We start from the raw sequence: 23,448 nt of genomic DNA on the forward strand, positions 1-23,448 counted from the left end.
ACGTTCACATCACGGTGAGTCCTCCGATAAGGGTTTCCCGAAGCGTGATTCACTAACTTTTCTGAGAGGTCTCTCGCGATTGCCGGATAGACAGGGGTTTCCCGTCGGCTGTTCCGAGAGTCTGCATGAACGTTCCCACGGAACTCAGGGCCGGTATCCGGGACGTGCTCCCGCTGTTTCTCGGCATCGTCCCGTTCGCCGTCGTCTTCGGCGTCGCCGCCGTCGACGCGGGGCTGACCGCGGTGCAGGCTGTCGGTCTCTCGGTGTTCGTCTTCGCCGGGGCGGCGCAGCTGGCGACGCTCGAATTGCTCGCCGCCAACGCCGCCGTCCCCGTCGTCGTCCTCACCGCCGTCGTCATCAACCTGCGGATGCTGATGTACTCGGCCTCCATCGCGCCGTACTTTCGGTCGCTCGCGGGTCGGTCGAAGGCGGTGATGGCGTACTTTCTCACCGACCAGGCGTACGCGCTCTCGGTCGCGCACTACGGCCCACTCGGCGAGGTGACGACCGGAGCGCCGGGCTCAGACGACGCCAGCGACGGCGGCCACGCGGACGACGCCGACGACGACGCGGGCGACGCCGACGACCACCCGGACAGCGGGCCGACGACGTCGTCGCTCGCCGACCGCCGCTGGTACTATCTCGGCGTCGCGGTGAGCCTCTGGGTCGTCTGGCAGTTGGGAACCGTCGCCGGTCTCGTCCTCGGCACCGGCGTCCCCGAGAGTTGGGGCCTCGACTTCACCGTCCCGCTCGTCTTTCTGGCGCTTCTCGTCCCGGCGATGAAGGACGTGCCGACGACGACAGCGGGCGTCGTCGGCGGCGTCGTCGCCGTCGCCGCCGCCGGGCTGCCGCTGAATCTCGGGTTGCTGGTCGGGGCGACAGTCGGCATCCTCGCCGGACTCCTCGCGGAGCGTGGTCGGCGATGACCACGTCGTATCCGGCGACGACGGTGTGGGTCGTCGTCCTCGCCATCGGCGTGCTGACGTTCGCGATTCGGTTCTCGTTTCTCGCGCTGTTCGAGGCCATCGAGCGGCGCTCTTCGGGCGGTCGCGACGACTCCGACGGAACCATCTCGCCGCGGGTTCGCGCGGTACTCCGATACGTTCCGCCCGCGGTGCTGGCGGCGCTCGTCTTCCCGGCTATCGTGACGCTCGAACCGACCGTCGTCGGGACGCTGTCGAACGAACGACTGCTCGCCGGGACGGTGGCGGCGGCCGCCGCGTGGCGAACCGAGAGCGTCCTCGCGACTATCGGCGTCGGAATGGGCGCGCTGTGGGCGCTGCAGGTTCTCCTCTAACGAGTGCTGACTGTCCGACGGATGCTGACTGTCCGACGGATGCTGACTGTCCGGTCGACGCGGACTCGAAACTAAGCACCCTTCCGTGGTTCGAAACCCCGTGATAGCGCCGCTGGATGGAGAGGTACTCCTCACGCTGTTCGTCCAACTGTTCGCCATTCTGTCGGTCGCGCTGCTGTTGGGACGACTCGCCCGGTTCGTCGGTGTGTCACCCCTCGTCGGGCAACTGTTCACCGGCATCGTCCTCGGGCCGTCGCTTCTCGGCGTCGTCGCTCCGGGGGCGTTCGCGGTCCTGTTCCCGTCGACGTCGGCGCAGCGCTCGCTCCTCGAAGCGATTTCGTCGCTCGGTGTCGTGTTTCTGCTCCTGACGGCGGGTTTGGAGATGGACGTGGGTCGACTTCGTCGCCGGGCCGGCAGCGCCGCGATCGTCTCGACGGCGGGCGTCGCCGCGCCGTTCGCCCTCGGGTTCGGCGTCGTGTGGCTCCTTCCGGCGTTTCTCGTCGGCGACGGAGGCGGCCGCGTCGGCCTCGCGCTGTTTCTCGCCGCGGCGCTGAGTATCTCGGCCATCCCGCTCACCGCTGACGTTCTCGTCGAGACGGGTCTCGCGCCCCGGCCCGTCGGGCAGGTGATGCTCGCGTCGACGACGCTGACCGGCGTCGCCGGTTGGCTCGTCCTCTCACTCGTCGTCGGTTCCCTCCAGCGCGGCGCGCTCGACGGGGATACCGTCGCCGTCTCGCTGCTTGCGCTCTCTCTTTTCGCCGCGTTCGCCGTTACTGCGGGCCGCAGCGGCGTCTCGACGGTGCTTCGTCGCATCGCACCCACCGACGCTGGGCCGCGCGCACAGGTCACACTCGTTACTGCGCTCGCACTCGGGGCCGGGTCCCTGACCGCCGCGCTCGGGTTCGGGGCGACGCTCGGCGCGCTGTTGGCGGGCGTTGCCATCGACCGCGACGCGCTCGACGTCGAGGCCCGACACATCCTCGAAGACGTCTCGCTGGGCGTGTTCGCTCCGTTGTTCTTCGGCACCGCGGGTCTCAGCGCCGATCTCTGGCTGCTGGCGAACCCGGCGATGGCGCTCCCGGCGCTCGCGCTGCTTCTCGTCGCCACCGTCGGCAAACTCGTCGGCGTCTCGGGGGGCGCGCTCGTCGCCGGGTTCACCAGGCGAGACGCGCTCGCGATGGGCGTCGGTCTGAACGCCCGCGGCGCGCTCGAACTCGTCGTCGCGACTGTCGGCCTCTCCGCTGGACTGCTGACGCCCGCGCTCTACGCGATACTCGTTCTCGTCGCCGTCGCTACCTCGGTGTCGGCCGCGGCGCTCCTGCCGGTCGTCGCGACCGCACCGGAGCGACGACACTCGGTCGACCGGCGAGCGAGACGGCCCTGAGCTACGCGTTCGGCTCCGCGACCAGTTCGGTGACGACGCCGAGATACCGGCACCGGACGCCGTCGACCCGCAGTCCCGCCTCCGCGACGATATCGGCGGGCTGCTGGTTCCACCGACAGCCCATCTGCTCGAAGTGCCACGGGGCGAGGCGGTCCTGTAGCCTCGCGACCGGTTCGACGCGACTCCGACCGTGTTCGAGCAGCAGGATTCGTCCCGCCGGGTCGCAGACGCGGGCCATCTCTCGGAGCGCCGCGGTCGGGTCCGGAAACGTGCACGTCGACAGCGAGGAGACGACCGTGTCGAAACTGTCGTCCTCGAAGGGGAGGCTCTGGGCGTCGGCCTCCTGAAGCCTCACGTCGAGGCCGAATTCGTCGGCCCGCGTTCGCGCCCGGGCGAGCATCTCCGGACTCAGGTCGACACCGGTGACGGAGACGCCCGCGGGCAGATACGGGAAGTTCGACCCGGTGCCGCAGGCGACGTCGAGTACGCGACCGCTCGCCCGCGAGAAGAGGCGACGGCGGCTCCGTCCGAGAATCAGGCGGTCTATCGGCTCCACGCGGTCGAACTGCGATGCGGCGTCGTCGTAGAGCTCCCGAAGTTCGTCCGTCGACTTCCCCGGCCGGTTCGAGTTCTCTGCGCTCACAGTACGTGGTGGGCTACCGAGTGACAAAAGTCGTACTCCTGTTCATCGTCGCACTCTCCCATCGCGCGTCGGTCGACGCGACGCTTATGCGCTCGAAGAACCTACCTTCGTAACTTATGAAGCACGTTCACACGTCTATCGACATCGAAGCACCGCCGAGCATCGTCTGGGAGGTGCTCACCGACTTCGACGCCTACCACGAGTGGAACCCCTACATCACCGAGGCCAGCGGCGAGGTCGGCGAGGGGGAGACCGTCGAAATCCGCGTCGAACCGACGGGGCGGCGGAGTTCGAGGCTCAAATGCGAGGTGACGAACGTCGTCGCCGAACGCAGACTCCAGTGGGTCGGCAGCCTCCGCGTTCCGGGGCTGTTCACCGGTCGGCACACCTTCGAACTCGAACCGCTCGGCGACGACCGAACTCGTCTCGTCAACCGCGAGGAGGTGTCGGGCCTGCTCGCGCGCTTCGTCGTCACCGACGAGACGCCGCTCGACTACGACTGGATGAATCAGGAACTCGCCCGACGCGCCGAACTGTGGTTCAACCCGCAGCGGACCGCCGAGGCGTGACGGTTTACGGGCGGTCGTCGGGCGCAGACGCCGACTCGCGCTCGCGAACGGTGGCGAACCGCTGTGCGGCGTCGGCGATGCGCTCGAACGCGAGGACGAAGCGGTAGAGCAGGTAGAGCGGAATCAGCGCGAGGAGGAACCAGACGACGACGAGCAGTTCCTGAAAGCCGAACAGCGTTGCGAACAGGACGAACGCGACGACGGCGGTGAGATACGGACCGATTCTCTCGAGGAGGGCGTACGCGGAGGGTGGGGACTGGCGGGAGCTCACGACCGGACTGTCAGACGAACGCAAGAAAAATGAATCGGATTCTGGAACGTCGGCTCAGTCGTCGGCGGGGGCGGCGGAGTCGCTGCCGCTGCTGACGCCCGTACCGGGGCCGATGTCGATTTCGAGTTCCTCGAGTTTCTCGTCGGGAACGACGCCGTCGACCCAGCCGCGGTGGCTGTAGTACTCGTCTTTCATCTCGTCGAGTTCGCAGAACTCGCCCTCCGAGGCACCCTGTCCGGCGACGCCGCCCTCGCCGTCGAGGAAGCGCGCGGGCAGCGAGTCGTCGGAGCCGTCGAAGCCCGCGAGGTTGTTGTAGTAGCGTTCGAGGTTGTAGACGCGCTCGCCCGCCTCGACGAGTTCGTCCTCGGTCACGTCGAGGCCCGTCATGCCGTTGTACTGCATGACGTACTCCTCGATACCCTCCGCGAAGGCGTTGAACTTGCAGATGTCGAAGCTGTCGGAGATGGCGTGGAGGTCCTGGAACGTGGCGGTGAGTTCACCTTTGCCCTCCCACGCGTACGGGTCGACTTTCTCCGGGATGCCGAGAATCTCGGCGGCCGGGGTGTAGGCGCGCAGGTGGCACGCCCCGCGGTTCGAGGTGGCGTAGGCGATGCCCATCCCCTTCATGCAGCGCGGGTCGTACGCCGGAATCGTCTGTCCCTTGATCGCCAGCGAGTTGTCCTCCGCGTCTTTCTCGTCGGCGATGCGCTTTGCACCCTCGGCGAGCAGGTCCGGGAGGCCCTCCTCGCGGTGCGAAATTTCCTCGATGAGGTCGACCATCGTCTCGGAGTCGCCCCAGTCGAGCGTCCCGACGTCGTCGAGTTTGCCCTGTTCGGACATCTCCATCGCCATGGCCATCATGTTGCCCACCTCGATGGTGTCGACGCCCATGTCGTTGCAGCGGTCGATCATCAGCGCGATGTCGTCGCGCTCGGTGTGCCCGGAGTTCGGGCCGAGCGCGTACGCCGACTCGTACTCGTACGACTCCATGCGGACGTTCATCTCCTCGCCCTTGTGCATCGTCGTCACCTCGACTTCCTTCTTGCAGGCGACGGGGCAGGAGTGACACGTCGGTTCGTCGACGAGGATGTTCTCGCGGACGTTCTCGCCGGAGACCTCCTCGGCGTCGATGGTCGTCCCCTCGCTCTCGGAGAAGCTCCGCGTCGAGGTGTACTTGCCGTTCTTGGTCGGCAGACCGTCCATCTCCTCGGTGATGTTCATCAGGACGTTCGTGCCGTACATCGAGAGGCCGCCCTCGTTCGGCGCGGTGACGTCGGACTCCTGAATCGCCTGCATCCCCTGCTGGTAGCCCTTCTGGAACGTCTCCGCGTCCGCGGGCTTCGGCATTCGGGTGCCGGATTTGACGACGACCGCTTTGAGGTTCTTCGAGCCCATCACGCAGCCGGTGCCGCCGCGGCCCGAGGCTCGGTCGTCCTCGTTGACGATACAGGCGTAGCGCACGCCGTTCTCGCCGCCGGGGCCGATGGCCATCACGGAGACGTTCTTGCCGACGCTGCCGTCGACTTCCTCGTCGATGGCTTCGATGGTGTCGTGGACGCCCTTCCCCCAGAGGTGAGAGGCGTCGCGGAGTTCGACTTCGCCGTCTTCGACGTACGCGTACACCGGTTCGTCGGCTTTGCCGTCGAAGACGAGGCCGTCGAAACCGGACCACTTCAGACGTGCGCCGGACCAGCCGCCGTGGTGGGAGTCGGTGACGGTGCCGGTGAGCGGCGACTTCGTGACGACGGCAATGCGGCCGCTCATCACCGTCTGGGTGCCCGTCAGCGGGCCGTTCATAAACGCGAGCCGGTTCTCCGGCCCGTCCGGGTCGACGTCCGGACCGGCGTCGAAGACGTACTTCACGCCGAGGCCGCGCGCGCCGATGTACTTTCGCGCGTCCTCGTCGTCGATACCCTGGTAGGTCACCTCACCCGAGGTGAGGTCGACCTGCCCTACGTGGTCTTGGAATCCGCCGAGTTCGGTCATTGTAAGGTACTATGATTATATATGGCCCCCATTTCGTTAGCTGTTGCCGCGCCGACGTAACTGATTCCAGTTACATTCGGCGCAGTCTGTGTATTTTGGACCCCGATAGCGATGATCGACGAACCCGCCCGTACGGTCGACGGAGCGCGACGCTTATCGGGGCGGCGCAACCACTCGAAGTCGATGTCTCCGCCTCCGTCGCGCCGCCTCACTCGGTCGGTCGTGCTCTCGCCCCGTCTCCGCTGGGCCGTCGTCTTCCTCGTCGCCGCCGCCGTCTTCGTCGCGTCCGTCGTCGCGCCGCCGGGCGATGGCGGTCCGACGCTCGGACCGTTCGGTCTCGTCGGCGCGGACAAGTGGTTGCACGCGGTCGCCTACGCCGCTGTCGCGGGGGCGCTCGCGCACGCGCTCGATCCGAAACTCGAGCGGGCAGCTCTCGGCGGGTTCTTCGGGGCGTTCGCGTACGGGTTCGTCGTCGAACTCGCACAGTGGGTCGCCCCCACCCGGCAGTTCGACCTCTTCGACGCCGCGGCGAACGGCGTCGGCGCGGCGCTCGGAGTCGGGTTGTGGCTCGTCGCGCTCGCGGCGGTTCGGCGACTCGGCTGAGCGCTCGTGGTCACCCGCCGACCGACGCCGAGGGTACAGGTTGAGACACCCGGATTCGACCCCCGGCGTCGACGACGACGTACCACGGACCGACCGACGGGCAGGTGAGCCAGCCGTACCGCTCGTGCGACCCGGTGTCGGCTTCGACGGTCAGCGCGAACGGACCGAGGCGGTCGAGGAGGTCGGCGTCTGTCAGGTGCGCCTCCGGACCGAGGTAGTACCGCCGCTCCGTCGCTCGCGCCGGGTCGTCCAGCGGTTCGACGCGCACCGTCACCCGATGTGGCCGGTCGTCGTCGTTGACGAGGTGGCAGCGACCGCTGTCGCCGCCACAGCCGAAGGCGACGCCCGCCTCGGCGACGGTGGCGAACAGCTCCGGGACGTCCGTCGGCCACGTCGTCCGCGCGGTCGACCCCTCGCTTCCGACGGTCACCGAGAACGCCCGGTCGCGACCGCCGACGGGGATGACGAGGCGGGAGTCGGGAGGGACGCGGTAGCGCGAGGTGACCGACGCGCCGGCCGCCGCGAACGAGACGCTGACCGGTCGCCACCCGGCGCCGAGGTTGTCGATCCGGAGGCTCGGACCGGGGCCGAACGCCCCTCGCAGACCGGGGCGCTCGCTCTCGGGGTAGTCGACCGGATAGCCGTCCGAGGGCGACGGCGACGTGCGAGTGACGGCGCGAGAGAGCGGCGGACAGGTCGGAGCGCAGGTGACGACGGGCGTGAATCGGACTCCCCCCGCGTCGAGCGCAACGTCGAGGTCGCTGCGCGCGCCTTCTACGACCCAGTCGTAACCCTCCCGCTGCCCGTCCGCCGTCGCGACGAGGACGCGGTACGTGCCGGCGCTGCCGACGAGCGCCGGGTACGCGACGGTCCCGGCGCGCGTGAGCGTCGCGCTCGCAGTGAACACTTCGGTCCGCTCGTCGCCTCCGCGACCATGCTCGCCTTCGCCACCGTGCTTGTCCTCGCCACCGTGCTTGTCCTCGCCACCGTGATCGCCCTGATCACCCCGAACCGCGTCGACGGCGAGCGTCACGTACTGCTCGTCGATTCCGGCGTTTCGGAGGCGCACCCCGCGCGGTACGGGAAGCACCGCACCTCCCTCTCGGTACGGTCGGGCGGCTTGCTCCGGTGTCGACGTCGGCTCCGCGCCTGCCTCGCCCTCCGGTTCGCCGCATCCGGCCATCCCGGCGAGACCGACTGCGAGGACCCCCATCAGTCGTCGCCGTCGCATACCAGTCCGTCCGCCGTCGAGGCGTAAGAACTCGCTGGCGGGACCCCGTCTCCGAGTTCTCCCGTCGCACTCACGGCGAAGACGCCTCTCTCAGCGCGGGATATCTTGGTCGAGGAAGAACCCCCTGTCGCTGACGAGGACCGTGATGGGACTGTGCGGCGGACACGCCCACCACGTCGTCGACGTCGACGCTCCCGAGTCGCTCTCGACGGCGAGTTCGTACCGCCCCGCCTCGGAGATGGGCCGAAGATCCCGCTGTTCGTGGGGTTCGAGGGTCCGCCGCTCGTCGAACAGCGGCACGCGTTCGCCGTCGTCGATCCGGTTCTCGTCGTCGCCGTTCCGACTCTCGCCGTCACTCGAGACGCGTATCCGGACGGTTCGACGCTCGTCGCTTCCGTTTTCGAGCCATAGCACCGGGTTCGCGATTCCGCAGGTGACCCGGTGGTCCGGTCCGAGGACGACGTGCTTTTCGAACTCCTCGGGGACGTGCCACGCCGTCTCGGTCCGTCGGCCGCTCCCGGCGTCCGCTCGGTCCGCCCCTGCTTCGTCGACGACGACGGTGTAGTTCCCAGTTCGATACGTTGTCGGAACCGTGAGGCGACTCACGGCAGGAACCCGGTAGCGGTAGTCCAGTAGCCCCGTCTCCGAGAGCGACACTCGGAGGCGGACGCGGCGTTCCTCGACGGTCGGGTTGTCCAGCACCACCACCGCGGGCTGGTACCACAGCGAGTAGCCGCTGCCGTTCAGCGGGAGTTCCTCGCTCGTCGTTCCGCCGAGTGACAGCGGACAGCCAGGACGACAGCGCGCGAACCGCATGAACGTCGTCTCCGCCTCGTCGAGATCGACCGAGAGCCCCTCCAGTTCGTCGCGGACGGTCCACTCGAAGCCGGAGCGGTCGCCAGCGTCCGTCTCGACGACGACGCGGTAACGGTCTTCGGTCAGCGGTATCTCCGGGAAGCGGCGCTCCTGTCCCGGCGGGTACGTCCGGCTCTGCGCGAACACCGTCTCGCCGTCGTCGGCGCGTTCGACGACGAGCGTGGCGTAGGACGACTCGCGACGGAGGTTCCTGACGGCGATTCGCTGCTCCGAGCGCCGTTCACCGGCCGACTCGCCCGTCGTCGGTTCTGTGGCGTTCGTACCGGCCGTCGTGTTCGCCGCCTCCATCCCTTCTCCCGCCGACGAGCGTGGCGTCGTCTCGTCGTCGCGTCCGGGGAGTCGGTCACCGCATCCCGCCGTCGCCCCGAATCCGGCGACGACCGCTGCGATAACCGTGCGTCGGCGCATACCCCTCTTCGGGAGGCGAGCGGCAAATAGTCGCGGTCGCTCGCGATACGTGCTTCGGACCTCACATCGTCGGCCGAGGGGGAGACGAAGCGGCTTTACGCGCCCGTCGCCCAGTCGCACCAATGAGTGAGCCGAGTCCCGACGTGTACGAGCGGGGACGCGGAATGGACGCGCACAACAAGGTGATGCGCGAGATTCGCGGCCTGAAGGAGAAACACTACGACCCGCACGAGCCGACGCGCGTGTGGATCGACGAGGACAACACGCCGAGCGGCGTCTACCAATCGCTCACCATCATCCTCAACACCGGCGGCTGTCGGTGGGCGCGCGCCGGTGGCTGTACGATGTGCGGCTACGTCGCCGAGTCCGTCGAGGGCGGCACCGTCGAACACGGGGCGCTGATGGACCAGATACAGGCCTGTCTCGACCACGAGGGGGAAAACGCCGACGGGAAGTCGCCGCTCATCAAGATCTACACCTCCGGGTCGTTCCTCGACGAGCGCGAGGTGCCCGCCGAGACCCGAGACGCCATCGCGGAGACGTTCTCGGACCGAGAGCGCATCGTCGTCGAGTCGCTCCCGGACTTCGTCGATCGCGAGAAACTCGACGACTTCGTCTCGCGAGGGCTCGACACCGACGTCGCCGTCGGCCTCGAAACGGCGACCGACCGCGTCCGCCGCGACTGCGTGAACAAGTACTTCGCCTTCGACGACTTCGTCGCCGCCAGCGAGGAGGCCGACGCCGCGGGCGCGGGCATCAAAGCCTACCTCCTGATGAAGCCGCCGTTCCTCTCGGAGTCGGAGGCCATCGAGGACATGAAATCCTCCGTCCGCCGCTGCGCGGAGTACGCCCACACCGTCTCGATGAACCCCTGCAACGTCCAGCGCTACACGATGGTCGACGAACTCCACTTCCGGGGCGGCTACCGCCCGCCGTGGCTCTGGTCGGTCGCCGAGGTGCTGCGCGACACGGCGGATGCGGACGCTATCGTCGTCTCCGACCCCGTCGGTCACGGCTCCGACCGCGGCCCACACAACTGCGGCGAGTGCGACGATTTGGTTCAGAAAGCCATCAAGGACTTCGACCTCCGACAGGACCCCTCGGTGTTCGAGCAGGTCGACTGCGACTGCAAGGGGACCTGGCGCGCCGTCGTCGAAGAGGAGACGAGCTACGCGATGCCGCTGGCGAAGTGAGAAGACGGCTGGCGGAGCCAGAAGCGAAGACGACGTCGGTGTGAATCCACTTCCTCGACGCCGCTGGTAACGGTATACACACGGCTGTAAGCGGCCGTTTACGCCCGCGTAGGCCGCTCATAGTGATACCCGATGCCGTACAGCTTCCAGGTAAGGGTCGACGGCCACGCGGCGCGAAACGCCGCCCCTCGGTCGTCTCGACCATCTCGACTATGAAACAGACGCAAGGAAGCTACAAGGCGGTGTACTGCTCCGACGGCTGGCTGGAGATTCGCGAGGAGCAGAACGTCGAAGGGTGGATATCGACCGACTCGCCGGTGCCCGTCACGACGTAGGCGTTCGAGCCGTTCGGCTCCGTCTCTCGACGGAGACACAGCGCCGCCGTAATCGTCTTCCCGCCTCCTCTTCTATCCGTGTTTCTCTCGCTAAGACAGCCGACCCGTGACCGTTCAGACGAACCCGCGGAGGATGCCCTGCCCGTCGGTGCCGCCGACGTCGGCGAGCGTCGCTCGCTCAGGGTGCGGCATCAACACCGCCACCGACTCCCGTTCGCCCAGAATCCCGGCGACGTTGCCCGTCGAGCCGTTCGGGTTCGCCTCGTCGGTGACGTTGCCGTCGGCGTCGCAGTAACGAAACAGCACCCTGTCCGCCGCTTCGAGCGCCTCGTACTTCTCGGCCGAAATCTCGAAGCGCCCCTCGCCGTGGGCGATGGGTACTTCGATGACCTCGCCTTCGTCGTAAGCGGCGGTCCACGGCGTCTGGGCGTTCTCGACCCGTAGGTGGACGGACTCACACTGAAAGCGTGCGCTCCGGTTCGTCGTGAACGCGCCCTCGGTCAGTCCCGACTCGCAGCCGACCTGTGCACCGTTGCAGACGCCCAAGACGGGAACGCCGCGCTCGGCGGCGTCGCGGACCTCGTTCATGATCGGGGACTGCGCGGCCATCGCACCTGCCCGGAGGTAGTCACCGTAGGAGAACCCGCCGGGGAGCATCACACCCGTCGCGTCCGCGGGAAGTCCGTCTTCGTGCCAGACGCGTTCGGCGTCGATGCCGAGGTGGGTGAGCGCCGCCACCGCGTCGCGGTCGCAGTTCGACCCGCCGAACTGCACGACTGCGACCGTCACCGGAACCGCCTCCCGTGGCGGTGTACGACGGTCGGAGTCGTGGAGACTGCGACGCTCATTCGGCTTCCTCGACCACCACGTCGTAGTCGTGAATCGTGGGGTTAGCGAGCAATCGTTCGGCCATCTCGTCGGCGCGCTCCTCCGCATCTGCGGCGGAGTCGGCGTCGATATCCACCTCGAAGCGGTCCGCCGAGCGCAGGCCCGAGAGCTCGAAGCCGAGCCGTTCGAGCGCGCGCTTCGTCGTCTCCGCCTCGGGGTCCAACACGCCACGCTTGAGTCGGACAGTCACCGTCGCGGTGTACGCGGTCATCGTCTGACTCTGCGCGGTCGTGGGTAAAGTGGCTTTTGGATGCGCGACAATGTTCACATTCGTGCATAGGTGGCATCGACCGTCCCGGTCGTCGACATCGAATCGTGAGCGTGTCCGTCGACCGAAGGCTATCGCTCACGATAGTTGGTCTTGGTCGACGGCGGTCTGACCGAAAACGGTCGCGAGCGGGGTTGGCGTCGAGTGGTTAACCACCGCTTGTGCGCGCATATCGTTGCCACGAACGGAAGACGTATCCGAAGTTATGGCCCACATTACCACGTGCTCACTCCCGGTCCTTTGGTGATGAGAATATGACTCGAGAGTTGACCGAAATCACCGTTATCGGCGAGGACAAAACGGGCCTCGTCGCGCGTATCACGTCGCTTCTATTCGACCGCAGTATCAACATCGAGGATATCGACCAGGCCGTCCGCGAAGGAATCTTCCGGATGACCCTCCACGCGGACACCAGCGAGATGGTGTGTACTCCGGACACCCTCCGTTCGACGCTCGCGGACCTTGCGACCGAACTCGGCGTCGAGATTCAAGTCCGGTTTCCTTCGGACCGCGAGACGAAGCGCCTCGCGGTGCTCGTGACGAAGGAGAGCCACTGTCTGGAGGCGCTGTTCGAGGCGTGGGCCAACGACGAACTCGACGCCGAGATCGGCGTCGTCATCGGCAACCACGACGACCTCCAACCGCTGGCGGATCACTATAATGTCCCCTTCCACGACATCGGCGACAAGAAGGGCGGGGCTGACGAGGAGGAGCTGCTCGAACTGCTCGACGAGTACGACGTGGACCTCATCGTCCTCGCGCGCTACATGCGCATCCTCTCGCCGAACGTCGTCTTCCGCTACGAGGACCGCATCATCAACATCCACCCGAGTCTGCTGCCGTCGTTCCCCGGCGCGGCCGCCTACCGGCAGGCGAAGGAGGGCGGCGTCCGAATCGCCGGCGTCACCGCCCACTACGTGACGACCGACCTCGACCAGGGGCCGGTCATCACCCAACGCGCGTTCGACGTGCCGGACGACGCGTCGGTCACCGACATCAAAGAGCGCGGGCAGCCGCTCGAAGCCGACGCGCTGCTCGAAGCGGTCAAACTCCACCTCGACGGCGCGCTGACCGTCCATCGCGGCCGGACGAATCTCCGCCACAGCGAGGATATCGACTACCAACTCGGTCTCACGAAGGAGGCGCAGGCGGCGAATCCGGACCGTCCGGTCGACGGGAAGATTCCGTCGGCGATTCGCAAGCGGGCCGAAGCGGACGCCAGCGACGACTGACCGCCGGACACCGCCATTTTCTCACGACCGAGTGGTCTGCCCGACAGCTCGGTTACAGATCTCTGACCGCATCGACCGCTTCGTCGAGTTTCGGCGCATCGAACCAGTCGTAGTTCGTATACGCGTTCGTTCCGGCGGCGTACATCTCAGAGACGATGTCGACGACCGAGTCGGGCAGCGCCGGTGGCTCGGCGTCGCACAACGCCCGCCAGTCGGGGTCGTCGCGGCGGTCCGCCTCCGTTTTCGCGGCGCTCACGGCGTCGACCCAGTCGGGGTGTTCGCGCTTGTAGTACTGGCGGACGACCTCTTTCGACATCTCCTGGCCGTCGTAGCTGAACCGGTTCTCGTCGAATGTCCCGACGACGTCGGCGACTTCGATGGTTCCGCCGTGGTAGAGACACTCGATTTTGCCGTCCTCGTGGACTAGTCCCGCGCGCTCGGCGCGGTCGGTGAGGATGTGGTTGACCGCGAGTGCCAGTTCTTCGAGTCGGTCGATTTCGGCCGGCCCGGAGATGTCGTCAGCCTCGCTTCGCGAGAGGTAGCGGTCGCGCTCTTCGAACTTCGTGGAGAACTCGACGACGGGTTCGGGGAGCTCTACCGCTTCGTCGGGCCACGAGTCGTAGTTGAGGCCGTAGTCCGCCGGGTCACCGCGCGAGCGGAGACTCGAACCCACGGGAACGGTGTTCCGGAAGACGATTTCGAGCGGAATCAGGTAGTTGTTCCCGACGGCGTCGTAGAATCGCTCGTAGTCGTATCCCTCGTCGTAGCGGAGGTTCGGCACCTGTACGAGGTCGATAGCCATCTCGCGCGGCGGTTCAGTCGTCTCGCCGAGTTCGCGTTCATCACCGTCTTCGACCACGCCCCGGTAGTGCGTCGGCACGTGGTTCACGTCGAGCAACTCAAAGTTGTACGCGCCCATCGTGCAGAGACTCGCCCCCTTTCCCGGGATCTCGTCGGGCATCTTCCCCCAGTCGAAGACGGAGTAATCGTCGGTGAAGACGAAGCTTCCCCGTCCGAGCGAGTCGGCCGTCGGTTCCTCGGCCACGCGGAACTCCTTGACGCTCGTCATGGCTGAACACGCGTCGGCGCACGGTAAGTAGCTTTCACTTCTGTGCTGATTAGTGAAAGAGATGAGTTCGAAATACGCACGTTCGTGCGTTATCTCGACGAGTCTCTAGAGACGCGCCGCGACAACACGCGTCGCTATCGCTGTCTCTGTTGCGAACAGGCGACCCATCTCCGTCCGCGAGCGGTGCGTCGCACACCCGCCTCGACCGACTCGCGGCAGTTCGTCAGTTCACCCGAGAGGCTGGTCCCGTCATCGCAGATAAAATCCGTGTGGACCGCTACCGGCACCCGAGAGTATTAGCCTCGGGACCGCACGCTTACCGTATGAGCGACGGCTACACCGGCGCGGACCTCTTCGTCGACGCACTCGAACAGTACGGCGTCACGCACCTCTTCGGCAATCCGGGGACGACGGAGTTACCGGTGATGCGAGCGCTGGAGGACAGTACCCTCGACTACGTGCTCGGTCTGCACGAGGACGTTGCCGTCGGCGCAGCGGCAGGCTACGCCAGCACCCGGCGGTACCACAGCCACCACGACCCCGACGTCCTGCCGGTCGGCGTCGTCAACCTCCACGTCACGCCGGGTCTCGCTCACGGCCTCGGCAACCTCTACGGCGCGAGCGTCGCGGGCGCACCACTCGTCGTCACCGCGGGTAATCACAGCACCGACTTCCGCCACGAGGAACCCATCCTCGCGGGCGACCTCCGCGAACTCGCCGACCAGTTCTGCAAGTGGTCCGACGAGGTGCTCGACGTGGCCGCGCTCCCGACGATGCTCCGCCGCGCGTTCCGCGTCGCGCTCACGCCGCCGACCGGCCCGGTGTTCCTCGCGCTCCCGCTTGACGTGATGATGACCGAGACCGACGCCGACCCCGAGCGACTCGGGGCGATTCCGACCGCGGGTCGCGGCGACCCGACGCAACTGGACCACGCGGCCGACCTGCTCGCCGAGGCGGACGCCCCTGTGCTCGTCGTCGGCGACGAGGTCGCTCGCGCCGGAGTCAACGCGGTCGACGCCGCCGTCGAACTCGCTGAGGCAGCGGGCGCGCGCGTCCACGGCGAGATACTCTCCTGCGAGGTGAACTTCCCCGGCGACCACCCGCAGTGGGTGTCGCACGTCCCGCCGGACGAGGCGCTCGCGTCGACGCTGATGGACACCGACACCCTCGTCTTCGCCGGCGTCTCGACGCACACGACGCTGACACGTCACGAGGAACCGCTCGTTCCCGACGACGCGACGTGCCTCCACCTCGGCCCGGACGCGTGGGAGCTCGGCAAGAACCAGTCCGCGGACGCGGCGGTGCTCGGCGACCTCGATTCCGTCTGTTCGACGCTCGCGAGGCGCGTCCGAGAGCGCGTCGGCGACGACGAACGTGAGGCGCGACTCGGTCGCGTCGAGGCGACGAAACAGGCGGTCGAAGCGCGTATGCGCTCGCTCGGGACAGCGGAATCCGGCGACGCCGCCGACTCACGCGCCTCGAAAGCCGAGTTGGTCGACGCGATTCGCGCGGCCGCCCCGGACGCGTACGTCGTCGACGAGGGCGTCACCTCGAAGTACGTGATGCTCACCCGGTGGCCGTTTTCGCCCGAACAGTACGTCTCGAACAAGGGCGGTGGCCTCGGCTACGGGCTCCCGGCGACAATCGGCGCCGCCGTCGCCGAGAGCCAGCGCGCCGAGCCCCGGACCGTCCTCGGCTTCGTCGGCGACGGGTCGTATCTCTACTACCCGCAGACGCTGTACACGGCGGCGCGCTACGACCTCGACCTCACGGTTGTCGTCTCCGACAACCGCAACTACCGCATCCTGAAGGACAACGCGCTCGGCCTGTTCGGCGGCGACGAGGACGACTACGAGTTCGTCGGGATGGATTTCGACCCCGCGGTCGACATCCCGAAAAACGCCGAGAGCCACGGCGCCCGCGGGCGACTGGTCGACTCGCCGGCCGACATCGAAGCCGCGGTTCGCGAGGCGGTCTCTCGCGAGGGTCCGGACGTACTGGACGCGCTCGTCCACGACTGAGCGCGGGCCGCGGCGAGCGCGAGAGTCGAACAGGCTCGTTCGCATTGCCGACGACCGCTGACTTTTAGCCCTCGCGGTGATGGGATTCCCTATGAGCGACGCGCCAGCGCCGGACGCCGGGCGCGGTCCGACCGAGCCGACGGCGTTCGACTTCGAACACGTGCCCGAGACCGACCAGTCGTTCGAGAACGCGCTGGCGAAAGCCCGAGACGGCGAGCGACTCACCGTCGCCGACGGCGTCGAACTGCTGACCACCGGCACCGAGAGCGACGGAATCGACCCCGCTCGGAAAGAACTCGTCCTGGAGGCGGCCGACCGCCGCCGCGCCGACGTCGTCGGCGAGGACGTTACGTTCGTCGCCAACCTGAACAACAACGTGACGACGGCGTGCAACACCGGCTGTCTGTTCTGCAACTTCAAGAACAGCTCTCACGCCTTCGAGGTGGGTTCGGACGTCGACCACGGCGGATTCACGAAGACGCCCGCCGAATCGAGAGCCGTCGTCGAGGACGCCCTCGATACGGGTATCTACGAGGTGACCTCCGTCTCCGGCCTCCACCCGGCGTTCGCGCTCGACGACGAACACCACGAGATTCTCCGCGGCTACGACGACGCCGCGCGGACGGTGAACTACAAACCGCCCAAACAGTACGACACGGACCCTGGGACGTACCTCGAACAGATGGCGGCGATGAGCGTGGGCGGCGTCCACCTCCACTCAATGACGCCCGAGGAGGCGTACCACGCCCGCCGCGGCACCGACTGGTCGTACGAGTCGGTGTACAGAAAGCTCCGCGACGCGGGGCTTGACTCCGCGCCCGGTACTGCCGCGGAGATTCTCGTCGACGAGGTCCGAGACGTCATCTGCCCCGGGAAAATCGACTCGCAGGGGTGGGTCGACGCGATGGAGGGAGCGATTTCGGTCGGACTCGACGTGACGGCGACCATCATGTACGGCCACGTCGAAAACGAGATGCACCGCGTGATGCACCTGCAGAAGGTTCGCGACCTGCAGGACCGAACCGGCGGTATCACCGAGTTCGTCCCCCTCTCGTTCGTCCACCAGCAGACGCCGCTGTACGAGCGTGGCGTCGTCGACGGCGGGGCCTCCGACGACGAGGACGAACTGCTCATCGCCGTCTCCCGACTGTTCCTCGACAACGTCGACAACGTCCAGTCCTCGTGGGTGAAGTACGGCGACGCGAAGGGACTCAAACTGCTGAACTGCGGCGCGAACGACTTCATGGGGACGATTCTCTCCGAGGAGATCACGAAACGCGCCGGCGGCGAGTACGGCGAGTTCCGCTCCTTCGACGACTACGTCGAGATGCTGTCGGCGATCGGTCGCCCGCCGGTCGAGCGTTCGACCGACTACCGGGAGCGTCGCCGCATCGACCCCGACGACGGACCCCACGGCCCGATGCTCGGCCCGCGCGCCGACGGAACGCCGATGCTCGACCGACAGCAGTCGCGGGAGTCGAAGCGGTGAGGACCGTGCTCGAACGATGATGAGTCCGACTCACATCGCGACGGGGGTCGCCATCGCCGCTCCCTTCGCGGTTCTCACGCCGGAACTCGCGACGCTCGTCGCCCTCGCGGCGATGACAGGCGGCGTCTTCCCGGACCTCGACCTGTTCGTCGGTGTCCACCGAAAGACGCTCCACTTCCCGGTCTACTACTGGGGCGCGGTGCTCGCGGCGGGGGTTCTCGCCGTCGCCGCCCCGTCGACGGTGACGATTGCGGGCTTTTTCTTCTTCCTCTCGGCGGCGGTCCACTCCGTCGCCGACTGGTTCTGCGGCGGTAACGAACTCCGGCCGTGGGAGAAGACGTCCGAACACGCGGTGTTCGTCCACCCGCTCGGTCGGTGGCTCCCGCCGAAGCGCCTCGTCCGCTGGGACGGTTCGCCCGAGGACTTGCTGTTGACGGTGCTCCTCTCGCTCCCGGGTCTCCTTCTCTTCGAGGGCCCGGTTCGGCTGCTCACGGTTGCGACGCTCGTCGTCGCCGTCGTCTACGCCACCGTCAGAAAGCGAGTGCCGGACCTCGCGCCGTGGTTGGCCGAGTGAGTCACCACTCGTGGCGACCTCGGCGGCTTGCGCTCAGTCGTCGGCGGGAGTCCGCGTCTCCTGCGTCACCAGTTCGCCGTCGACGTCGACGCTCCCGGTGAGTTGCCGGTACGGGTACGGCATGTCGATACCCTCGGCGTCGAGCCGTTCCTTGACGTTTTGCACGACTTTGGACTGGATGCGGACGAAGTCCGAGCGGTTCGGGTTGTCGACCCAGAAGCGCGTGTTGAGACCGACGTAGGAGTCGGCCAGTTCGTTCACGCGGATGTCGGGGGCGGGGTCGTCGAGCACCTCGGGGACGCGCTCGACCTCGTCGAGAATCGCTTCCTTCGCGTGGTCGATGTCGTCCCCGTAGCCGATGCCGAAGACGAACTGCTGCCGGAGGCGGTCGTAGGCGACGGGGTTCTTCAGCGGGTTGTTGGCGAGTTCGCCGTTCGGGACGGTGATTCGCTCGTTGTCGAACGTTCGGACCCGAGTCACTCGGAGGTCGATGTCTTCGACGCGGCCCGTGATGTCGCCGACCTCGATCCAGTCGCCGACCTGGAACGGTTTGTCCTTGAGAATGAAGACCCCGGCGACGAAGTTACCGAGCAGGTCCTGGGCGGCGAAGCCGACGGCGAGCGCGAGCGCCCCGCCGAACACGCCGAGTGCGGCGATGACGGTTCCGAATCCGGCCAGCATCAGCCCGACCGCGAGTGCGAGCACCCAGACGACGGCGCCCATGATGCTGTCTGAGAGGCTCCGAACCGTCTCGTCGTGGCCTTGCTGTCTAAGCACGCGGTCGACGAGCGGTGCGAGCACGAGGCGACCGAGAATCAGCGTGACGACGACGCCGAGGACGAACAGTACCACCGGGGCGAGATACTGTTGGATGAGTTCACCGAGTGTGAGACCTTCTATCGGGATGGTCCCCTGTAAGACGACTGAGGCGACAGAGCGAAACGACATAGTACGTCCTCCATTCGTGATGTTTCATCATCATACCCCGGGGATGAATCTCGGATTGGGAACTGTTCATCTCACTATCGGTCGGCTCGACGACAACGTTCGAGTCGAGAGTAGAAGTCTCACTCCGTGAGTAACGCACGATAGCGCCGTCCAGCGTCGTCGTCGGCCCGGATCGCGGCGCGGATTCGTGGCGAGAGCCACTCCGTCTCCGCGAGTGTCGACGCCTCGACGGTCCGGTCATCCCCTCCGTCGCGGTCATCTCTGCCCACATCCGGCGGCAGAAACCGCTCGTACACCGGCAACCGCTCCCGCAACGGAACGCCGCCGTCGTCGGCGATGTCGCGAAGCTCTCGGAGCGCGGGCCACTCGTACTCGGGGTTGATGTAGTCGTCCGTCACCGGCGACACCCCACCTAAATCGTCGACGCCGCAGTCGAGCAGGTCGCGAGCGGGCGAGAGATTCGGCGGGACCTGCACCGACACCTCCTCGGGGAGCGCGACGCGTGCCATCGCGACGACGCGGCGCATCGTCTCGACGCTCGGCGTCTCGTAGTCCGAGCGCTCGTTCGGGACGACGTTCTGAATGATGACCTCCTGGACGTGGCCGTGGCGCTCGTGGAGTTTGCGGATGGCGAGCAGGCTTTCGGCGCGGTCGCGCCACGCCTCGCCGATGCCGACGAGAAGTCCGGTGGTGAACGGGACGCCTGCACGACCGGCGGCGCGGATGGTGTTCAGTCGCTGGCCCGGCGTCTTTCGACGCGTTCCCGAGTGTGCCTGTACGTCCGCCGTCGTCTCCAGCATTACGCCCATTGAGGCGTTGACCTCGCGCAAGCGCTCGAACTCCGGTTCGGTGAGATCGCCGGGGTTCGAGTGCGGCAGCAGGCCTTCGTCGAGCGCGATTTCGCAGGCGCGGTAGAGGTAGTCGAGAATCGAGTCGTGGCCCCACTCGTCGAGTTGGTCGTGAATCGCCTCGTAGCGCGCGTCGGGTTTGTCACCGAACGTGAACAGCGCCTCCGTGCAACCGGCGTCGGCACCGATTTGGAGCGTCTCTCGAATATCTGCGGGCGACATGAGCGTCGCCTGCCCCGGGACGTCGTAGTACGTGCAGTACGTGCAGGTGTAGCGACAGGCGGTCGTCAGCGGCAGAAACACGTTCCGCGCGTAGGTGAGTGCTGGCGCGGCGTCGACGTCCTCGGGCGTCGCCGAGAGCAGTCGCTCCACCTCGGCGTCGTCGACGGCGATGTCTACGTCGTACTCGTCGGCCGCGGGAAACACGTTGTGGCGTGGTACGTCGGTGGACAAAAACGTATCACTCTCCGGCAACTCACGAGCGACTCCCTAGCTGTGGGTTAGCGAACAGGCGGCGTCTCCGCTCTCACCTCGACATCGCGAGGGGTTCGCCGCGCACCCGCCTCGACTCCCTCGCGACCGGTTCTCAGGTCACGCGGGGAGGTGGTCGCGCTCTCGTATTTCAACGTTCGCGCCGCACGCCGACGCGGCCCTCGCGCGTCTCGACCTCGAATCCGGCGTCGAGAAGCCACTCTCGGGTCCGACCGTCGGTGTGGAGCAACAACTCGACGACGTCATCGGGTTCGTCGATATCGGTCGAGAGCCGCATCGAGTCGAACTCGCGGACGCTCGCGCCGACGTCACGGGCGACCCGGAGATGGTCGAGATACGACGCCCCGTGGTAGTCGACGCGGAAACGGGGGTGGCGGACGACGAGCGCGTTCGTTCCCCCGCCGCGTCCGGGTGCGACGACGAGGTCACCGCTCGCGCCGAAGAATCGGGAGAGCACTCGCGGCGTCGCGAGTGCGAGGTCGCTCATCACGACCGCTGTGGCGTCGGTGGTCTCGGCGAGTCGGTCGTTGACCGCCGCAGAGAGCGGTTGTTCGTCGACGACGACGGGTGCCTCGACGTCGACGGAATCGGTCGCGAGAACTGTCGGTTCCGCGCCGGTTTCGGCGACCGTTTCGACGACGTCCGCGAGCATCGCCCGCGAGAACGATTCTCGCTCGGCCGAATCGAGCATGTCCGAGAGACGCGTCTTCGGACGCGCCGCTTCGTAGGGAACGAGAACGCGCATGGGAGAAGAGAGGGGCTACCCCAGTTTATCGTAGGTGGTCTGGTTCGAGCGGTACCAGAACACGCCACCCGCGACGGTGAGCAGCGCGACGAGGCCGCCGACGGCGTACATCGCCATCTGCATCGTCTGACTCGACTGCTGGGCGGACCCGGCCTGCTCTTCGGCTTCGTTCGCTAGTTCGATCGCGAGATCGAAGTCGGGGTTGTTCCCGTCGTACGCGCGAATTGCCTGCGTCAGCGACTGTTCGGCCTGCTGGGTGTCCGAACCGCTCGCGCTCTCGACAGCCGCCTCGGCGTCTTCGATGGCTTCGCGCGCCTCGGCGCTCTCGGTCGTGTAGTGGTGGGTCTCCCACGTGCTGATCGCTTCGCTCGCACCGCCGTTGCGCTCCTGTGTGAGGCCCATGAGGAGGAACGACTGCTCGTCCTCGTAGTCGTACTCCGTCACTTCCGGCACCGTGCCGGTGACCTTCACGTCGACTTCGCTGACGCCGTCGTCGGAGGAGACGGTCGCGCCGGTGAAGTTCTGGCCGTCGAACTCGTCGCTGCCGACCTTCGACCCGGTCTGGTCGTAGTACGTCACCGTCCAGGTCACGTCGGTGAGATTCGTCTCACCGGCGACCGACCACGTGTTCCACTGCGGGTTCTGGTACAACGAGTTGAGCGTCACCGTCGCGCTGACCTGTTCGCCGACCTCGCCCTCCGCCGGAACGTCCTCCTCGGCGACCGAGACGGCGGCCGCCGGGGCGGCGAACGCCGACAGGAGGAGGGCGCAGGCGACGAGCGCGGCGAACTTAGAAGAGCGACTCCAGTTCGTCTTCGTCATCGTTTACCAGATTTTGGAGGTTGGTGTCGCTCTCGCGGTTTATCTCGTCGATGTTGTCCTGTGCCTCGATGGCGACTTGCTGGAGCTCCTTGATGCGCGGGACGTTCGTCACGCCCGAAAGCAGGATGACGCTCGCGACGAAGCCGCTGCCGGTGACGGGGTAGTCGCCGCCGCGAACTTCCATACTCCCGGTCTGCTCCTCGAGCCACTTGCGGCCGCGCTCTATTCCTTTCCGATTGAGATGTCGCGGCGGACCGGCCATAACCAACAGCGCGCGCTCGGTTCCCTCGATTTCGCAGGGGAGCGTCAGTCGTCCGAGCGCCGCCTTGCGGACGAGGCTCGTGATGCGGTTCGTCGTGTGGGCGGTGTCGAGCGTGTCGTCGCCGCCGCCGTTGCCGGTCAGCCGCGAGAGCAGTCCGGCGGACTGCTTCTCTTCGACGGACTCGGAGGCGTAGCCGACCGTCGAGACGCCGCCGCCCGAGAGCGTGTTGATGATCTCCGAGGAGTCGACGACGCTCTCTGCGACTTCCTGACCCGCGCTGACCTCGCCCGCGCCGAAGAGGATGCCGAAGCGGCGGACGATCTCGTCGTTTATCTCGTCGTAGCCGCCCTGCACGGACTCGCCGGTTTTGCGCCACGCGTCGTTGTCGAAGACGAGCAGGTTGTCGACCTCGCGCACGAACGTCTGGAACGAGCGAGCGGCGTTGAGGGTGTAGATGCCGCCCTCGTCGCTGCCCGGGAGGATGCCGAGACCGTACACCGGCTCGGTGTAGATGCGCTTGAGATGCTTCGAGAGCACCGGCGCGCCGCCGCTGCCGGTGCCACCGCCGAGACCCGAGACGACGAGGAAGGCGTCGACCTCGTGGACCGGGATGCCGTCGATGGCTCCCTGTACCTCGTCGATGTCCTCCTCGGCGACTTCCGCGCCGAGTTCGTTGTCCGCGCCGACGCCGTGACCCTTGACCCGGGACTGCCCGATGAGCACGCGCTGCTCCTTCGGAATGTTGGTCAGCCCCATCAGGTCGGCTTTCGCGGAGTTGACCGCGACCGCTGCCCGGACGATGTCGCTGCCGTGTCGCTGGTCGTACTCGACGAACTTGTCGACGATCTTGCCCCCGGCTTGCCCGAAGCCGATCATTGCCAGTTTCATGGTTTCGCTCCCCTCGTCATTGTGTGAAAGCCAATACGAATGTCGATATAAGCCTTATGATGGTAGAAAGTCAGTAAACTGCGATTTTCATGTATGTCACTAAGTG

General features: G+C 66.8%; 24 protein-coding genes. 11 read left to right on the forward strand and 13 right to left on the reverse strand.

The genetic code is table 11. The features are described from left to right. Positions 1-125: 125 nt before the first annotated feature. From LAQ74_RS01040 to LAQ74_RS01050, 3 genes are all read left to right on the forward strand, one after another. Positions 126-926: an AzlC family ABC transporter permease gene (locus tag LAQ74_RS01040; protein ID WP_224333925.1), complete on the forward strand. Its 801-nt coding sequence runs from the start codon at positions 126-128 to the stop codon at positions 924-926. Continuing rightward, positions 923-1,297, forward strand: a complete 375-nt coding sequence (locus tag LAQ74_RS01045; RefSeq protein WP_224333926.1) for an AzlD domain-containing protein — start codon at positions 923-925, stop codon at positions 1,295-1,297. Before LAQ74_RS01040 ends, LAQ74_RS01045 begins: the two co-directional genes overlap by 4 nt. A 100-nt stretch (positions 1,298-1,397) precedes the next feature. Further along, positions 1,398-2,681 carry a cation:proton antiporter gene (locus tag LAQ74_RS01050; protein ID WP_224333927.1) on the forward strand — a complete coding sequence of 428 codons (1,284 nt, stop codon included), beginning with the start codon at positions 1,398-1,400 and terminating at the stop codon, positions 2,679-2,681. Position 2,682: 1 nt separating this feature from the next. On the opposite strand, the gene LAQ74_RS01055 is transcribed toward LAQ74_RS01050, so the two are convergent. Next, complete coding sequence (locus tag LAQ74_RS01055; RefSeq protein ID WP_224333928.1) at positions 2,683-3,324, reverse strand: class I SAM-dependent methyltransferase; 642 nt, start codon at positions 3,322-3,324, stop codon at positions 2,683-2,685. A 116-nt stretch (positions 3,325-3,440) separates the two neighbouring features. Here LAQ74_RS01055 and LAQ74_RS01060 point away from each other — a divergent pair, with 116 nt between their 5' ends. After that, positions 3,441-3,893, forward strand: coding sequence for an SRPBCC domain-containing protein (locus LAQ74_RS01060; protein WP_224333929.1), 453 nt, complete (start codon positions 3,441-3,443; stop codon positions 3,891-3,893). 4 nt (positions 3,894-3,897) lie between these two features. Here the strand turns inward: LAQ74_RS01060 and LAQ74_RS01065 are convergent, their stop codons facing one another. Continuing rightward, positions 3,898-4,164, reverse strand: a complete 267-nt coding sequence (locus tag LAQ74_RS01065) for a DUF8066 domain-containing protein (RefSeq protein WP_224333930.1) — start codon at positions 4,162-4,164, stop codon at positions 3,898-3,900. A 54-nt stretch (positions 4,165-4,218) separates the two neighbouring features. Continuing rightward, positions 4,219-6,150, reverse strand: a complete 1,932-nt coding sequence (locus LAQ74_RS01070; protein WP_224333931.1) for an aldehyde ferredoxin oxidoreductase family protein — start codon at positions 6,148-6,150, stop codon at positions 4,219-4,221. Between the two features lie 183 nt (positions 6,151-6,333). On the opposite strand from LAQ74_RS01070, the gene LAQ74_RS01075 reads away from it, so the two are divergent. Continuing rightward, positions 6,334-6,753 (forward strand): VanZ family protein, encoded by a 420-nt coding sequence (locus LAQ74_RS01075; protein WP_224333932.1) that lies wholly within the window; start codon positions 6,334-6,336, stop codon positions 6,751-6,753. Positions 6,754-6,763: 10 nt separating this feature from the next. Here the strand turns inward: LAQ74_RS01075 and LAQ74_RS01080 are convergent, their stop codons facing one another. Then, the gene (locus LAQ74_RS01080; RefSeq protein WP_224333933.1) at positions 6,764-7,984 is read right to left on the reverse strand and encodes an Ig-like domain-containing protein; all 1,221 of its coding nucleotides are present in this window, start codon (positions 7,982-7,984) and stop codon (positions 6,764-6,766) included. A gap of 90 nt (positions 7,985-8,074) precedes the next feature. Next, complete coding sequence (locus LAQ74_RS01085) at positions 8,075-9,268, reverse strand: Ig-like domain-containing protein (RefSeq protein WP_224333934.1); 1,194 nt, start codon at positions 9,266-9,268, stop codon at positions 8,075-8,077. A gap of 122 nt (positions 9,269-9,390) precedes the next feature. On the opposite strand from LAQ74_RS01085, the gene LAQ74_RS01090 reads away from it, so the two are divergent. Together LAQ74_RS01090 and LAQ74_RS20285 are read left to right on the forward strand one after the other, a co-directional pair. Beyond that, positions 9,391-10,461: an archaeosine biosynthesis radical SAM protein RaSEA gene (locus LAQ74_RS01090; RefSeq protein ID WP_224333935.1), complete on the forward strand. Its 1,071-nt coding sequence runs from the start codon at positions 9,391-9,393 to the stop codon at positions 10,459-10,461. 212 nt (positions 10,462-10,673) lie between these two features. Further along, complete coding sequence (locus LAQ74_RS20285) at positions 10,674-10,796, forward strand: hypothetical protein (RefSeq protein ID WP_255647710.1); 123 nt, start codon at positions 10,674-10,676, stop codon at positions 10,794-10,796. 114 nt (positions 10,797-10,910) lie between these two features. Here the strand turns inward: LAQ74_RS20285 and purQ are convergent, their stop codons facing one another. Further along, a complete protein-coding gene (gene purQ / locus LAQ74_RS01095) occupies positions 10,911-11,585 on the reverse strand; it encodes a phosphoribosylformylglycinamidine synthase I (protein ID WP_224333936.1) in 675 nt (224 codons plus the stop codon). A 55-nt stretch (positions 11,586-11,640) separates the two neighbouring features. Then, the gene (gene purS, locus LAQ74_RS01100) at positions 11,641-11,895 is read right to left on the reverse strand and encodes a phosphoribosylformylglycinamidine synthase subunit PurS (RefSeq protein ID WP_224333937.1); all 255 of its coding nucleotides are present in this window, start codon (positions 11,893-11,895) and stop codon (positions 11,641-11,643) included. Between the two features lie 311 nt (positions 11,896-12,206). Here purS and LAQ74_RS01105 point away from each other — a divergent pair, with 311 nt between their 5' ends. Continuing rightward, on the forward strand, positions 12,207-13,184 hold the full coding sequence (locus LAQ74_RS01105) for a formyltetrahydrofolate deformylase (protein WP_224333938.1): 978 nt from the start codon (positions 12,207-12,209) through the stop codon (positions 13,182-13,184). A 52-nt stretch (positions 13,185-13,236) separates the two neighbouring features. Here the strand turns inward: LAQ74_RS01105 and LAQ74_RS01110 are convergent, their stop codons facing one another. Further along, positions 13,237-14,253 (reverse strand): phosphoribosylaminoimidazolesuccinocarboxamide synthase, encoded by a 1,017-nt coding sequence (locus LAQ74_RS01110; protein ID WP_224333939.1) that lies wholly within the window; start codon positions 14,251-14,253, stop codon positions 13,237-13,239. 323 nt (positions 14,254-14,576) lie between these two features. On the opposite strand from LAQ74_RS01110, the gene LAQ74_RS01115 reads away from it, so the two are divergent. The 3 genes from LAQ74_RS01115 (at position 14,577) to LAQ74_RS01125 (ending at position 18,337) form a co-directional block, all read left to right on the forward strand. Continuing rightward, on the forward strand, positions 14,577-16,274 hold the full coding sequence (locus tag LAQ74_RS01115) for a thiamine pyrophosphate-binding protein (protein WP_224333940.1): 1,698 nt from the start codon (positions 14,577-14,579) through the stop codon (positions 16,272-16,274). Between the two features lie 91 nt (positions 16,275-16,365). Beyond that, a complete protein-coding gene (cofH, locus tag LAQ74_RS01120; RefSeq protein WP_224333941.1) occupies positions 16,366-17,763 on the forward strand; it encodes a 7,8-didemethyl-8-hydroxy-5-deazariboflavin synthase subunit CofH in 1,398 nt (465 codons plus the stop codon). Positions 17,764-17,779: 16 nt separating this feature from the next. Next, positions 17,780-18,337, forward strand: a complete 558-nt coding sequence (locus tag LAQ74_RS01125; protein WP_224333942.1) for a metal-dependent hydrolase — start codon at positions 17,780-17,782, stop codon at positions 18,335-18,337. 33 nt (positions 18,338-18,370) lie between these two features. Here the strand turns inward: LAQ74_RS01125 and LAQ74_RS01130 are convergent, their stop codons facing one another. The 5 genes from LAQ74_RS01130 to LAQ74_RS01150 form a co-directional block, all read right to left on the reverse strand. After that, complete coding sequence (locus tag LAQ74_RS01130) at positions 18,371-19,285, reverse strand: mechanosensitive ion channel family protein (RefSeq protein ID WP_224333943.1); 915 nt, start codon at positions 19,283-19,285, stop codon at positions 18,371-18,373. 119 nt (positions 19,286-19,404) lie between these two features. Beyond that, positions 19,405-20,559: a 7,8-didemethyl-8-hydroxy-5-deazariboflavin synthase subunit CofG gene (cofG, locus tag LAQ74_RS01135; RefSeq protein ID WP_224333944.1), complete on the reverse strand. Its 1,155-nt coding sequence runs from the start codon at positions 20,557-20,559 to the stop codon at positions 19,405-19,407. A gap of 196 nt (positions 20,560-20,755) precedes the next feature. Beyond that, entirely contained in the window at positions 20,756-21,370 is a 615-nt protein-coding gene (gene cofC / locus LAQ74_RS01140; RefSeq protein WP_224333945.1) for a 2-phospho-L-lactate guanylyltransferase, read from the reverse strand. A 15-nt stretch (positions 21,371-21,385) separates the two neighbouring features. Then, positions 21,386-22,192: a DUF4398 domain-containing protein gene (locus LAQ74_RS01145; protein ID WP_224333946.1), complete on the reverse strand. Its 807-nt coding sequence runs from the start codon at positions 22,190-22,192 to the stop codon at positions 21,386-21,388. Beyond that, on the reverse strand, positions 22,161-23,342 hold the full coding sequence (locus tag LAQ74_RS01150) for a tubulin/FtsZ family protein (protein WP_224333947.1): 1,182 nt from the start codon (positions 23,340-23,342) through the stop codon (positions 22,161-22,163). The genes LAQ74_RS01145 and LAQ74_RS01150 overlap by 32 nt, the downstream gene beginning before the upstream one ends. Between the last annotated feature and the right edge of the window lie 106 nt (positions 23,343-23,448).

Source organism: Haloprofundus halobius (assembly GCF_020097835.1).
GTDB lineage: Archaea > Halobacteriota > Halobacteria > Halobacteriales > Haloferacaceae > Haloprofundus > Haloprofundus halobius.